The organism is Nodosilinea sp. LEGE 06152, from assembly GCF_015207525.1.
In the GTDB taxonomy this organism is placed as follows: Bacteria; Cyanobacteriota; Cyanobacteriia; order Phormidesmidales; family Phormidesmidaceae; genus Nodosilinea.
In genome coordinates this window covers 84,476-97,495 of record NZ_JADEWR010000002.1, presented here as the reverse complement: position 1 = coordinate 97,495, position 13,020 = coordinate 84,476, and the positions used below count along the sequence as shown (strand labels likewise).

14 protein-coding genes are annotated in these 13,020 nt (G+C 59.6%); 8 read left to right on the top strand and 6 right to left on the bottom strand.

The window, feature by feature from the left end; all coding sequences use genetic code 11:
• Positions 1–3: 3 nt before the first annotated feature.
• Together IQ265_RS02935 and IQ265_RS02930 are read right to left on the bottom strand one after the other, a co-directional pair.
• Positions 4–1,485: a hypothetical protein gene (locus tag IQ265_RS02935; RefSeq protein ID WP_194050711.1), complete on the bottom strand. Its 1,482-nt coding sequence runs from the start codon at positions 1,483–1,485 to the stop codon at positions 4–6.
• Positions 1,486–1,768: 283 nt separating this feature from the next.
• Positions 1,769–2,173, bottom strand: coding sequence for an AbrB family transcriptional regulator (locus tag IQ265_RS02930; protein ID WP_194050710.1), 405 nt, complete (start codon positions 2,171–2,173; stop codon positions 1,769–1,771).
• Positions 2,174–2,798: 625 nt separating this feature from the next.
• Between IQ265_RS02930 and IQ265_RS02925 the strand changes: the two genes are divergently transcribed.
• Positions 2,799–3,242, top strand: a complete 444-nt coding sequence (locus IQ265_RS02925; protein ID WP_194050709.1) for an Rrf2 family transcriptional regulator — start codon at positions 2,799–2,801, stop codon at positions 3,240–3,242.
• Positions 3,220–4,242 carry an adenosylcobinamide-phosphate synthase CbiB gene (cbiB, locus tag IQ265_RS02920; protein WP_278002707.1) on the top strand — a complete coding sequence of 341 codons (1,023 nt, stop codon included), beginning with the start codon at positions 3,220–3,222 and terminating at the stop codon, positions 4,240–4,242. The genes IQ265_RS02925 and cbiB overlap by 23 nt, the downstream gene beginning before the upstream one ends.
• A 424-nt stretch (positions 4,243–4,666) precedes the next feature.
• Here cbiB and IQ265_RS02915 read toward each other — a convergent pair whose 3' ends face one another.
• Positions 4,667–5,761 (bottom strand): D-alanine--D-alanine ligase family protein, encoded by a 1,095-nt coding sequence (locus IQ265_RS02915; RefSeq protein WP_194050708.1) that lies wholly within the window; start codon positions 5,759–5,761, stop codon positions 4,667–4,669.
• A 232-nt stretch (positions 5,762–5,993) separates the two neighbouring features.
• On the bottom strand, positions 5,994–6,398 hold the full coding sequence (locus tag IQ265_RS02910; protein ID WP_194051092.1) for a VOC family protein: 405 nt from the start codon (positions 6,396–6,398) through the stop codon (positions 5,994–5,996).
• Between the two features lie 243 nt (positions 6,399–6,641).
• On the opposite strand from IQ265_RS02910, the gene IQ265_RS02905 reads away from it, so the two are divergent.
• Both IQ265_RS02905 and plsY read left to right on the top strand, forming a co-directional pair.
• Positions 6,642–6,950, top strand: a complete 309-nt coding sequence (locus IQ265_RS02905) for a hypothetical protein (protein ID WP_194050707.1) — start codon at positions 6,642–6,644, stop codon at positions 6,948–6,950.
• 128 nt (positions 6,951–7,078) lie between these two features.
• Positions 7,079–7,738, top strand: coding sequence for a glycerol-3-phosphate 1-O-acyltransferase PlsY (gene plsY / locus IQ265_RS02900; protein ID WP_194050706.1), 660 nt, complete (start codon positions 7,079–7,081; stop codon positions 7,736–7,738).
• A gap of 117 nt (positions 7,739–7,855) precedes the next feature.
• Here plsY and IQ265_RS02895 read toward each other — a convergent pair whose 3' ends face one another.
• Positions 7,856–8,458 (bottom strand): fasciclin domain-containing protein, encoded by a 603-nt coding sequence (locus tag IQ265_RS02895; RefSeq protein WP_194050705.1) that lies wholly within the window; start codon positions 8,456–8,458, stop codon positions 7,856–7,858.
• Between the two features lie 190 nt (positions 8,459–8,648).
• The gene (locus IQ265_RS02890) at positions 8,649–10,082 is read right to left on the bottom strand and encodes an MFS transporter (RefSeq protein ID WP_228037526.1); all 1,434 of its coding nucleotides are present in this window, start codon (positions 10,080–10,082) and stop codon (positions 8,649–8,651) included.
• 184 nt (positions 10,083–10,266) lie between these two features.
• On the opposite strand from IQ265_RS02890, the gene IQ265_RS02885 reads away from it, so the two are divergent.
• The 4 genes from IQ265_RS02885 to IQ265_RS02870 all read left to right on the top strand — a co-directional run bounded on the left by IQ265_RS02885 (position 10,267) and on the right by IQ265_RS02870 (position 12,876).
• Entirely contained in the window at positions 10,267–10,953 is a 687-nt protein-coding gene (locus IQ265_RS02885) for a hypothetical protein (protein WP_194050704.1), read from the top strand.
• Between the two features lie 118 nt (positions 10,954–11,071).
• Positions 11,072–11,407 carry a photosystem II reaction center protein Psb28 gene (gene psb28 / locus IQ265_RS02880; protein WP_194050703.1) on the top strand — a complete coding sequence of 112 codons (336 nt, stop codon included), beginning with the start codon at positions 11,072–11,074 and terminating at the stop codon, positions 11,405–11,407.
• A 12-nt stretch (positions 11,408–11,419) separates the two neighbouring features.
• Positions 11,420–11,926 carry a MogA/MoaB family molybdenum cofactor biosynthesis protein gene (locus IQ265_RS02875; protein ID WP_194050702.1) on the top strand — a complete coding sequence of 169 codons (507 nt, stop codon included), beginning with the start codon at positions 11,420–11,422 and terminating at the stop codon, positions 11,924–11,926.
• Positions 11,927–12,042: 116 nt separating this feature from the next.
• Positions 12,043–12,876 (top strand): DUF3598 family protein, encoded by an 834-nt coding sequence (locus IQ265_RS02870; protein WP_194050701.1) that lies wholly within the window; start codon positions 12,043–12,045, stop codon positions 12,874–12,876.
• Positions 12,877–13,020 lie beyond the last annotated feature (144 nt).

Genomic DNA, 13,020 nt, shown 5'->3' with positions numbered 1-13,020 from the left:
CCCTCATTCCCTCACCCCCTCTGGCTTACCGCCGGTGTTGCGCACGTTAATCACTTTTTTGAGCACGTTAAACCAGAAGGTCGACCCCATAGAGATGGCGAACCCGCTTACCAGCCAGCCCAGCAGGCGGCGGGGAATTAGGGGAACCGGCCACGATGCTTCGGCGGCGAGCTGCTGCTCCATCACCGTCTCGCTGTAGCCCAGGGGAAAGGGAATCTCGTCGAGGGCCCGGTTGACGGCCGCCTGCATCTGCTCAATGTTTTGGTTGAAGTCACCGGGTGAACCGACCACCACCTGATCGGCCGCTTGGGTAATGGAGGTGCGCAAAATCGGGTCTACGGCCAGGCGGGTGGCAATGTGAAACGAGTCGGCGTTGATCGAGACGGCGGTGGCAATGCCAATGATCAGGGCGACGGCCTTGGCGTTGCGCTTGTAGACCCCGGTGGCTCGCTCCATGCCGCGATCGAACCACTTTTCCAACTCGTGGCCAAACAGCTTCACGTCGTCGCGGGTGGCATCGGTCGTGACCTCGACCTTGCGGGCGATCGCCGCCAGGCTGCTGCGCAGGGCCGGGGTAATGGGGGCCTGCGTCAGCCGCTCGATCAGGGCGCGAGCCTCGGGGTTGCCGTTTTGGGCCAGGCGGCTGAGTTCGCCGTAGGCGGGGCTGTTGCTGTCAAAAATGTCGAGCAGCTGAGCCACGTTGGGGCGCAGCTTGCTGAGCAGGGCCGCCTTTTCGGTGGGGGTGCTGGCCAGGCCGCGCTGAATGTACTCCAGACGGCGCAAAAAGGTCTCGGTGAGGGGATGGTTATCGGGCAAAATATCTGCGGCCATCAGGCCAAAGTCTTCGAGCCGGTTGACGACGCGATCGAGGCTTTCGGGCAGCGAGACAATGCCCGCCTCAAAGTCGTCCACAATTTGCCGCACGCCCGCCTCCAGCTGCTGCAGTTCGGCGTTGAGCAGGAACTCGTTGCCGGTGCTGGCCTTCAGGTCGCTGAGAATGTTACTGACCGGGGCCAGCACGCGATCGCGGGCAAAGCCGTAGATGCGATCGTTGGCCAGCACCTGCCACAGGTTGCCCAGCTGCATCCGCTCCAGCAGGCTGTTGGCAAACGCCTCAGGGGGAATATAGGACGGACCGCTGGTTTTGCCCGCCCCAAACACGTTGCGCTGACCGGTCAAAGTGCGGTAAATGCGGCCAATAAAGTGAGAAATACGGCGAAACGATCGCGCGATCGTCCCCTTCGCCTCCTGATTCAAGCTGCGAATCCACGGGCTTTCGTAGAGGGCATCGGCCAACTCCTGAGCCGCCGCTTCTTTTTCACGCTCGTTACCGGCTAGCAGCACCTCAATTGACTGCTTCAAATGCTCGGCTCGCCACTGCAGAAGAGTACCAATGATCTCTTGAGTCTCACTGGCCAGCAAACTCAACACAAAAAAGATAAAGACCAGCCCCAGGGCAATGTCTAAAACTATAGGAAAGTTCATAGACTACCGCACAATTCTTTATTTTTCAAAACTTAGCTCATCTGGTATGAGGTGTTCGACAAATGCCCTGTGTCGTCAGACCCAAAACAGCTCTAAAAATCGGCTATTTTGCCTCTTTGCAGGCTCAAAAGGCAGCAAAAAAGAACTCTGGCTAGTAACTAGAGAGCATCAAAAATGGGCGAGCTAACCTCTCAGAGACTTGGTTCGCCCATTGTACTAAAGCGATCCCAAAACGGATCACCCTGCCCAAAACCCCAGGTGCTTTTCCTACCCGTCAGCCGGCTTATTCGTCTTCATCTTCGAGCAAAGCCCCGCCGTCGCCCAACTGCTTCAGCCGAATGTGCTTGCGGCCCAAGGTGATTTCAAACTCGTCGCCCGGCCTTAGCCCCATCTGTTTGGTGTAGGTTGACCCAATCAATAGGTTGCCGTTTGACTGTACGGTAATGCGAAAGCTGGCGCTGCGGCCACCGCGTCCGTTGCCATTTTGGCCGCTGTCAAGCTGTATGCCCTCAGCTTCAATCAGTGCATTAAGGAATTTCATCATGTTGACTCGGGGGTTGCCCGATTTAGTCAGGGTGTAATACCCGCAGGCTTTTGCCTTATCTTCTTTGCTTAGATCGTCCAGGTCTTTAACCTTCTGCAGTAACTCTTTGCCGACCAGGGGTTGTACTTGAGTTGCGTTAGCCATTAACTCTATTCTCGTTCACAACGGTTTGTTTCAGACTTTTTTGAGCAGGGGTAGCAAAACTGTATCCGCCCAGCTCCACCTTAATGACAACACGCAAAATCATACTACAGTGAAATAATTTTTGCATGCTATTTTTTGACCTCTTAACGTTTCCTCCTCTGAGGTCAAAATAAGCGCCCTTTTGCCCTACTTAAAACTACTAAAAATGCTCACTAACCAGCTCTTTTAACCTACTGCTTGGGGAAAATAGGCCGCCAGCCTAGGAGTCACCTGGGGCCAAAGACGACCCTTAACCTACGCCCAGATAGGGATGGGGCAGACTATTTAACCACAGCCGCGCTCGCCCGCTTGAATCGTTCTGGCTCAGCAGAGGCGCTGCCAATCGGTATGCCGCCAGCGTCATCAAAGGCTAACTTTTTGGCCAGTGTGGAGGCCCTTTGAAAGGTCGTACCGCTGGTTGCAACGGTCGAAATCTGCCAAAAACCCCCTATCCTGCAGAAAGCTACCAGCGTTTATGAACAGAAATTTTGGCCTGGCCTTAACCCCTTTTGAAAGGCGGCGGGCGGGGGTAGTCAGTACTCCCTGCTATGGCAGAACTACCTTAAAACAATCCCTAAATCAGCCCATGAAACTCACCACTCGCGGCCACTACAGCGTCAAAGCCCTGCTCGACCTAACCCTGCACCCCTCTCGGCAGCCCGTTTCGGTCAACACCATTGCCGATCGCCAGGGTTTGCCGCCCCCCTACTTAGAAAAACTGCTGATCGATCTGCGGCGGGCCGGCATTGTCGATTCGGTGCGCGGGCCCCACGGCGGCTATCGCTTAGCCAAACCCGCCGACCAAATTTTTTTGGGCCAAATTTTAGAGGCGGTGGGCGAACAGGTAGACCCCCTGCCTCGCCACAGCCCCCAGGCCGATCAGGCTGAAGACTGGGTCACCTTTGCCGTCTGGAACCGGCTCTCGCAAAAACTCAAAGAGGCCCTCTATAGTATTTCCCTAGAAGATTTGTACTTCGATGCCCGCAGTTGGCAGGCGGCCCAGGGGGATGATGTCAGCTTTGTGGTTTAGCGCGTTGGAGTTTCAGCCAGGTTTGGTGCTGGTGTTGGCGGCAGGGCTTGACCGCCTGGTAGGTGACCCCTGGGGCTGGCCCCACCCCGTGCAGGTCATTGGCTGGGCGATTAGCCGGGCCTCTAAGGGTGTCCTTTGCCTCAAGCTACCGCCGCTGGTCGAGCGGGGCCTGGGGGTGATTCTAGGTCTGGGGGTGATCGTGGGCAGCGGCCTGGCGGGGTGGAGCATCATGCGTTTGGCTCAAGGCCTGCATCCTGCCGTCGGCCTGGGGATCGAGGTGATTTTGCTGGCCAGCTGTTTTGCCGGGCGCAGCTTGCGACGAGCGGCAGAGGACGTTCTGATGCCCCTAGAGGTTGGCGATCTCTCCAGGGCACGAGAACGCCTGGCCCTCTACGTCGGTCGTGACACCGCAACGTTGAATGAGGCCGAAATACGGCGGGCGGTACTCGAAACCGTGAGCGAAAATGCCACCGACGGGGTGCTGGCTCCATTGTTTTATGCCCTGGTTGGGGCCTTGCTGCCGGTGGGTAGCGTGCCCGTGGCCCTGGCCTACAAAGCCGCCAGCACCCTCGACTCGATGGTGGGCTACCGAGAAGCGCCCTACACCTACGTCGGCTGGTTTAGCGCTCGGTTGGAGGACGGGCTGACCTGGCTGCCCTGCCGCCTGACGGTACTCACCATTGCCCTGCTGTCGGGGCGGCCTCGCCACGTGCTGCGCCTCTGCCGCCGCGATGCCCCAGCCGACCCCAGCCCCAATGCGGGCTGGAGCGAGTGCGCCTACGCCGCCGCTCTAGGGGTGCAAATGGGGGGCCAAAATACCTATCGTGGACAGGTTAAAGAGAAGCCGCTGCTGGGCGACGCGGTGGTGCCAATTACGGGCGATCGCATTCTTGCCGCCCTGGCCCTCACCCGCCGCGCCGCCCTCCTGTGGCTGGCCCTCGGAGTAACCCTCCTGGCCCTGCGAGCCTGGCTGCAGCTCCGCTCTACCAGCGTTATTTAACCCAAACTGAGTCGAGCCAATCCTGATCAAGTAGCGCTGATGGCATGATGGTGGGCAGTGCCTACGGTACTACGGTACTGGTGCACAGGTTTATAGTCTGCTAATTCACTCCTTAACCCTCTCATACCAATCGTCCATGCCGCTAGCGCGGCACCCCCAACGATAAAAACAGCGATAGCCGTCCCTTCGACTTCGCTCAGGGATCGGCTATTTATAGAGCAAATCCGAGTCACACAACCCCGATTCGTAATCGGTACCTCGTAGGGAGCATTGCACTGCAATGCCCCTACAAATCGGGGGTATACAGACAGGATTTGGTATCAGCCCCTTTCTCCCTACGGGAGACGCTAGTGCAAACGACTCCGCTCAGGGACCATCACCCTCCCACTCATCCACCCTCCCACCCATCTACGCACCCCCGCTCCTACTCCCCATCCCCTCGCCCCGTGCGCTCAAAGCCCAGCTGAATCAGCCTGTCCACCAGTTCCGCAAAGCTGACGCCGCTGGCTTCCCACATCATGGGGTACATGCTGGTGGCGGTGAACCCCGGCAGCGTGTTGATCTCGTTGATTAAAATTTCGCCCGTCGCTTCGATGTAGAAAAAGTCTACCCGCGCAATGCCGGCGGCATCTACCGCCTGAAATGCTGTTACCGCCATTTCTTGAATGCGGCGGGCGACATCTTCGGGCACCTGGGCCGGGATGGTGTGCTGCGACTGGCCGCTGGTGTATTTGGTGTCGTAGTCGTAGAAGTCGCTCTGGAAGGTGATTTCGCCTGGTACCGAGGCTCTGGGATTGCCGTTGCCCAGGATGGCGCACTCCACTTCGCGGGCCACGACCCCAGTTTCGACGATGATGCGGCGATCGTAGCTGGCGGCGCTGTCGAGGGCAGCTTCGAGTTCTTTGCGCGTAGTGGCTTTGGCAATGCCTACCGATGAGCCCAGGTTGGCGGGTTTGACAAAGCAGGGGTAGCCCAGCTCGGCCTCAATGCGATCGCACAGTTTTGGAAAAATGCAGGGGTTTGACCACACCTCCTCCCGGCTCACCGCCAGGTACTTCACCTGGGGCAGCCCGGCCTGGGCGAAGGCCATTTTCATCGCAATTTTGTCCATACCCACCGCTGAACCCAGCACGCCAGACCCCACGTAGGGCTGCTGCATGAGGGTAAATAGCCCCTGCACAGTGCCGTCTTCGCCGTTGGGGCCGTGCAGCACCGGAAACCAGATGTCGATCGCATCGACCTGCTCAAACTGGGGCAGTCGCAGCCGGGGTGAGGCCGCCTGGGCTGCCGACTCCTGGGGGGGCACGCCAGCACTCAGCACCGCTGCCGCCTCGGGGCCTGCCTGCCATTGGCCATCTTTGCCAATGTAGACCGGCAGCACGGTGTATTTGGCGGCGTTGGTGCCGCTGGCCAGGGCGCGGGCGATCGCCTGAGCCGATCGAATCGATACTTCGTGCTCGCCCGAACAGCCGCCAAACACCAGCCCTACTGTTACTGTCGCCCCCGTCACTGTCGCCATAGAGTTTTTGCCTTCGCGCTAATTGCGGATAGGGTATCACAGGAGCGATCGCCCGCTGCGCTGACCCTAGGCGATGGCCGTAGCGATGGTTGTGGGTAGGCAAAAAAAAGCCTTGGAATCCCTCCAGGTATCCCAAGGCTTAACAATCAGGGTGCATCTACCTTTCCTTACTACGCCGGCAGCCAGACTCATCCGGATGGTTGGCCAAAGTTTTTTGCCCCCCGCCGATTGTTCAAGCCCTGGCCCCTAGCCTGCGATCGCCCGGAACACTGAGTTCTAGCAGGTTGCCGTCGGGGTCGCGAATGTAGATCGAGACCAGCGGCCCGGTTGCTCCCGTTCGCGCTACCGGCCCCTGCTCAATGGCGATCGCCAGCGCCTGCAGGTGAGCCACCGCGGCCTCCAGCGGCGGCGCGATCAAAAAGCACAGGTCGGCGGAGCCGGCTTGGGGCACGCGGGCGTGGGGGGCAAAGGGCCGCACAGCCGGGTGCAGATTAATTTTTTGCTGCCCGTAGCGCAGGGCCGTGCGCCCTGCCCCAAAGGTCACCACCTCCATGCCCAGCACCGTTCGGTAAAACTCGCAGGTGCGGGAGACATCGGCAACCGTTAGCACTAGATGGTCGAGGGCACGCACTTGAATCATGGCATCGGTGTAGACCTGGGCTGAGGGCAAGGGCGGCCATTCTATAAGGTCTGGGGATGCACTGGCCAGCCCTTTACTCTGGCCAAAGTAACCTGGCTAGAGTTAATTAGGGCAGAGTAAAGCGGGCCAGCGTTAGCCCTGTCAGCGTTAACCTCGATGGTATTTAAATGGCGTGGGGCTGCGGCCAATCGTTCATCACAGTGCATAATGCCATTGATACACGGTGTGGCAGAGTGAGCGGTGAAGTACTTTTTTCTTTCTGACGGTTGGACAACGGGCCGGGTGTGGGAGTTTGGCGGTCTGTGGAACGAGCTGGGCTGGCAGCGCAAGCCCCACATGGTTCGGCTCAATCTGTCGATTCAAGAACAGGGCGAAACCCTGTGGCTGTACCAGGTAGAAGAAACGGTGCTGATGGTCGAGGTCAAGCCCGAAAACACCACTAGCGAACCGATTGGGCAGGTGGTGCTGAAGCGTTTAATTACCGCTGAGCAGGTAATTGAACGCCTCTGCGCCGTCACCGAGGCTCTCCCGAAGCCAGACTTTCAGTAGATAACCCAGTCACCTCCGGGTAGAGCTAGCCGTTGGTTTAGGTAAGGATTGCTAACCGCTTGCCCAAACTAATGCCCCAATCCTCCTAGACTGATAGTGGCAAATTTTACGCACGAGGACATAGGGCGTTGGCGGTTTTAGCGATTGTGCTGCTGCTGGTGGCAGCTTACCTACTGGGGTCAATTCCCACGGGCTATCTGGTGGCCCGCTGGATGAAAGGTATCGATATCCGACAGTACGGCTCGGGGGGCACGGGCGCTACCAACGTGCTGCGAACGGTGGGCAAAGGGGCGGCGATCGCCGTTCTCGTCATCGACCTGCTCAAAGGGCTGCTGGCGGTGCTGCTGGCGATCGCGCTTTGGCCCCAAATCTCCGCTTTGGCCGTGCAGGGTGCTTGGGTGACCCAATGGCAACCCTGGATCACCATGCTGTCGGGGCTGATGGCCCTGGTGGGTCACAGCAAATCGGTGTGGATTAACTTTACCGGCGGCAAATCGGCGGCCTCGGGGTTGGGCGTGCTGATTGGCCTGGCCTGGCCCGTGGCCTTAGGCACAGCGATCGCCTTTGGCATTACCCTGGCCCTCAGCCGAATTGTGTCGCTGGGCTCCATTGCGGCGGCGATCGCAGCGGCTGTGCTTATGGTGGCTACCGGCCAGCCGCTGGCCTATGTAGTGCTGGGGGCGCTGGGGGCAACCTACGTCATTTTGCGCCACCGGGGCAATATCGAACGTCTGCTGGCCGGCACCGAGCCCCGCCTGGGGCAGCAGCCCTCTAACCACAGCGGCTAGACTGTCACTTCCCAACGAAGAAACCCAGGGCCGCAGCCCTGGGTTTTGGCAGGAGTCGGGATTTTGCAAGGTAAGGGAGGCGGCCAAATAGCGTCAGCCCCTCTCTATCGGTATCTACTAGAGGGCCAGATCGGGGGGCAAAATGACCTGATCGATGCCGTGGATGATACCGTTGCTGGCCTGAATATCGGGCTCAACGACCATGGCTTCGTTGACCATGACATCGCCGCTAGCTTCGTCCACTTCCAGCGTCAGGGGAGTACCGGCGGCGGTAGACACTTCCCCAGAGGTGGCATCAGCGGCAGCCACTTCCTCTTGCACCACGTGGTAGGTCAACACCTGCCGCAGCAGATCCTGGTTTTCGGGCAGCAGCAGCTCGTCAAGGGTGCCTTCGGGTAGCGCTTCAAAGGCTTCATTGGTAGGCGCAAACAGCGTAATGGGACCACTAGCAGCCAGTGCTTCGGTCAGATCCGCTGCCTCAATGGCCTGGGCCAGGGTACTAAATTCTTCGGAGCTAGCGGCAACGTCAGCCACAGTTTCCCCATCGGTAGCGGTGGAGGAGTCGGTAGCAGGCTCTTCGGTTGCAACGGGGGCTTGGGGAGCGGTGTCTACAGCGGTAGGTTCAGACTCTGCGCCGCAGGCCGCCAGCAGTGCGGCAGCACCGATACTCGCAAAACCAGTTAGCCAGCGCTTAGCTTGGGAGGAACGCTTAATAGCCATGGGAAAATTCCTTACACTCGAAACGGTATAAAAAATATGCATGCGAATCAGCGCATGAACACTCTTCAAAGAACTTAACAATATGGTGTCATGCCTTCCTCCACCGCAGGAGGGAAAGGTTTGTTCCCCAAAGCGCAAAAATATCTCCCCTACGACAGACAGCGACCAGCCGCCATCGACTCAAGCTGGTTTAAACTCCCGGCGCTGGTGCGTCGGAACCGGAGGCAGCCTCGGCATCGAGTCGCTGCTGCCGCTGGGCCGTCAGGGCCAGCAAAATTTGCTGATGGCGATCGCGGGTAATCGGGTAGCGGTAGCAAAACCACAGCCCCACCCCCAGCAGCAGGGCGGGCAGGGGGCCAATCAGCAGACGAATGGCGTTGAGCGCTGCCGCTGGCTGAGTCTCGGCAGTGGCCAGGTACCCCGTGGCGCTTAACACCTGGCCCGAAATAAACAGCGCCAGCGCCAGGCCTAGCTTTTGCAAAAACACCAGGGCGCTAAAGTAAAGCCCCTCGCGCCGCAGGCCGGTGTTGAGTTCGTCAAGGTCAACGACATCGGGCAGCATGGCAAAGGGAATGACGTAGAGCGTGGCCACCCCAATTCCGGCGATCACCCCCAGGGTGTACATCCACACCACCTGACCAGGCTGCACCGTGGCCAGGCCGCCCAGGGCGATCGCCGCCAGCGGTGCCCCCATCAGAAAAACCGTGCGCTTGCCGGTGCGCTTGGCCACCCAGTCCCAGCCCCAGAGCATAGCGATCGCGGTACCCTGCACCGCCAGCGCCATCTGGGCAAAGTGGGTGGCAGGCAGCCCCATCCAGCCGCCGACAAAGTAGGGCAGCATGGCGGCGGTCACCTGCACGCTCATCCAGCCGCACAGGTAAAGGCCCAAGATTTGGCGAAAGGCCCCATTGCTAAAGACGCTGCGCAGCTGGTTCAGCAGCGCCGGGGTCTCGGCAGCGGTAACCAGTCGCGGTCGCCCCCGCTGCACCTGCCAGTAGCGCCGGTAGGTACCCACCACGCAAAGCCCAATAATCACCACTGCCAGACTCGCTGACAGCGCCCCCAAAATAAAGAACTGGCGGGCCGGGTCGGCCACCCGCGCAAAGACGGCCTGCGCCATCAGCAGCGCCGCAATGCTGCCGCCAATGCTAAAGGCCGCTTTCATGCCGATCAAATCGGTGCGTTCGTCGTAGTCGTCGGCCAGTTCGGCTGCCAGGGCCGTGTAGGGCAGCTGCACCGCCGTAAAGGCCGCAAAGGCAAAAATCGACAGCACAATATAGTAGGCAAACACCCCCATCTGAGTCGGGAATGGCGGCACCGTCCACAGCAGCACCGAACAGATCGCCAGGGGAATCACGCCGCCCAGCATCCAGGGGTAGCGGCGACCCAGGGGCGACTGGGTGCGATCGCTCAGCCAGCCAATTAGCGGGTCATTAATGGCGTCCCACACCCGGCCAAACAGCAGTACGGCCCCCGCCAACGCCGGACTCAGCCCCGCTACGGTGGTAAAAAAATAGAGCACAAAAAACGCCGATAGGCTGGCCGGCACCGCTGCCGCCAGCTCCCCCACGCCGTAGAACACTTTCACCGAAACAGGCAGGGGCGGCAGCTTACGCAACGGCATCAGGCTCCAGGGCAACAGGGGTTTATCATGCCACAGGTTTACCCTCGATTGGCGGTTTTAACGGCCGGGCCAGACCCTCCGGCTCTATCTGTCGCAGGTCAAGGCTCCGGTTAGGCTTTGGGCATCGCGATAAGATAGCTTCGGCCCCGTTCGCAAAGTATTGTTTGCAGAGTAACCAAGCACCATGACCACCAAAACGGCGATCGCAGCCACCGTGCTGCTGCTGGCGGCGGGCCTAACCGCCTGCGACGGGCAACTCGGCTCCACAGAGCAGTCTGCCGCCGACACCTCAACCCCCCTCAATGCCCCGGCAGACGGGCCACCGCCGCCGCCCGACGGGTCCTTTTTGGCGCAGATGTCGCCGACCCAGACCAGTCAGCTCACCAGCTTGGGCGTCGACGTTGTGGTGCCGGGCCAGGTGCCGCCGTCGTTTTCGATCGTTGAAATGCGGGTTGACCAGAGCGAAGCTGGCCCTGGGTATCTAGTGGTTTATCAAAGCGAAAGCGGCCAGTGCTTCGCTGTGGAGTTTGCCGCCACAGGCGTCGGCGACATGCCTGCTACCGAAAGCCGTTTGCCCATTCAGCCGCCGCTATTTGGCGACCAGGGCTACGGCCTCAACTATGGCCCCTTTACCGATGCCGATCTCAGCGCCGAGTTTCCTGAATCCAATCTCTTCACCGACTGGCTGATGGGCAGCTCCGGTGCTTACCGGCTCGTTGGGGCCACCTACATCGGCGCTCTGTTTGAAAACTTGCAGAGCTGCGAAGACGTTGCCCCCAAGGAGGCCGTGGCCCTGGCGGAATCGCTGACGGTGCTAACCGGAGACCCGATGGGTGACCCGATGGGGGACCCGATGGGGGATTCGCCGTGAGGGGAGTGCATGGGTGGGAGAGGGATGGGAGTGGAGTTTGGAGGGGTGACTGATCCAGTTCCGTTAACGTGCGAGAATAAACCTTAATAAATGGCATTCTTAGATTAGGACCTTTGGCATGGCCGAGATTCAATTTTCCCGTGGTATTGCAGAACCCGTTATTCCCGATGTGCGCCTCACCCGCGCTAAGGATGGCTCAGACGGTACGGCTACCTTCTACTTTGACCACCCCCAGGCGCTCTCCCAGCAGGATGGGGTTGAAATCACCGGCATGTATCTGGTCGATGAAGAGGGCGAGATGACGAGCCGCGACGTCAACGGCAAGTTTGTCAACGGCGAACCAGCGGGTATTGAGGCCACCTACGTCATGAAGAGCGAAGCCGAGTGGGATCGCTTTATGCGGTTTATGAACCGCTACGCCGAGCAAAACGGTCTGGGCTTCACCAAGAGCTAACGTCTCCCAGCTATGGCCCATCCCCAGGCCCACTCCCAGACACTGTCGCGGCCCGTGCGCTGTGCAGTGGTCACGGTTAGCGATACCCGCACCGTCGAGAGCGATCGCAGTGGGCAGATCATTCAGGCCCTGCTCACCGAGGCGGGTCATCGGGTGCACGACTACCGGATCATCCCTGACGAGCCCAATCGCATTGGCCCCCTGTGTCAAACCCTGGCCCAGGGGGCTGAGGTAGACTGCATTATTCTCACAGGCGGCACGGGCATTGCCCCGCGCGACACCACCTACGATGCGATCGCCGCCCTGCTGGAGAAAACCCTGCCCGGCTTTGGCGAGATCTTTCGGCAGCTCAGCTTTCAGGAGATTGGCTCGCGGGCGATCGCGTCCCGCGCCGTGGCTGGGGTCTACCAATCGACGCTAATCTTTTCGCTGCCGGGGTCGAGCAACGCCGTCACCCTGGCTATGAAGGCGCTGATTTTGCCTGAGCTGCCCCACCTGGTCAGCCAGATGCAGGGCTAGGGGAAAAGGGTTTACGGTTCAGGGTTGCAGGTGCAAGGTCAGACCCCAAACCTGCCACCTAACACCATAAACCCTTGCCAGCGCCAAACTTTAGTCATTTAACGTGGTTTGGCTCTATGGCCTCCGCCCCTTTGACCCAATGGCAACGACTGCTCAAAAACCAGGGCGTTTGGGTAGGTTCTTTCACCCAGCTATCTCCTAGCGGAGATGTGCGGCAAGACACGCCTTCGGAGGTGGCGCTGACGCCCTTGAACGGGGGCAACACCATGCGCCAGACCATTCGCAAACGCCCCCCCGATCAGCCGCCCAGCGAAACGGTGCTGGAGTACAGCTCCCTGGGGCGGGGGGTACTGTTCTGTGGAACCGGGGCGTTTTCTCAGGGGTCGATTCAGCGCAGTCCGGTGAGCGAGTTTGGGGCCGAGCTGGGGTTGATTCACGGTACCGAGCGGTTGCGCCTGGCCCTGATTTTTCCGAAGCAGCCCAGCCTGGGCAGCCTGACGCTAATTCGAGAATACTTAGCGGGCACTGACCCAACGCCCCGCCCCGAGTTGTCTGTTGAGCAGCTTCTGGGCACCTGGGTCGGGGAAGCAGAAACCGTGTTCCCCGATTTGCAGCCGCCGCAGACAATGGCAACCCGACTGAAAATTCGGCAGGCAGGGCCAGGAACGGTGAGCCAAACCCTCAATTTTGGCCAAAGTCCGGCGATTCAGTCCCAAGGGCGGGTGGTTGGCTCTACCCTGCAGTTTAGCCAGGGCAGCCAGCCGGTCACCGTGCTCTGCTTACCGGGGGGGGCGTCGGCCAGTTTTCCGACCGAAATTCAGCCGGGGCAACCGTTCTTTTTAGAAGTGGGTTGGTTGATTAGCCCCACCCTGCGACAGCGGCTAGTTCGCACCTACAGTGCTCAGGGAACCTGGGTAAGCCTGACCCTGGTGACGGAGCGCAAGCTATAGAGGAGGTGGGGAGTGGAGGGGTGAGGAAGGTGGAGAAGAGGAAGAATTCAAAGTTCAAAATTCAAGGTTTTTCCTGCGGAGGCAATGGGCTTAGACCAAGCCAAGCCGCAGTCAAGATTTTTTGAACTGTCAATTTTGAATTTT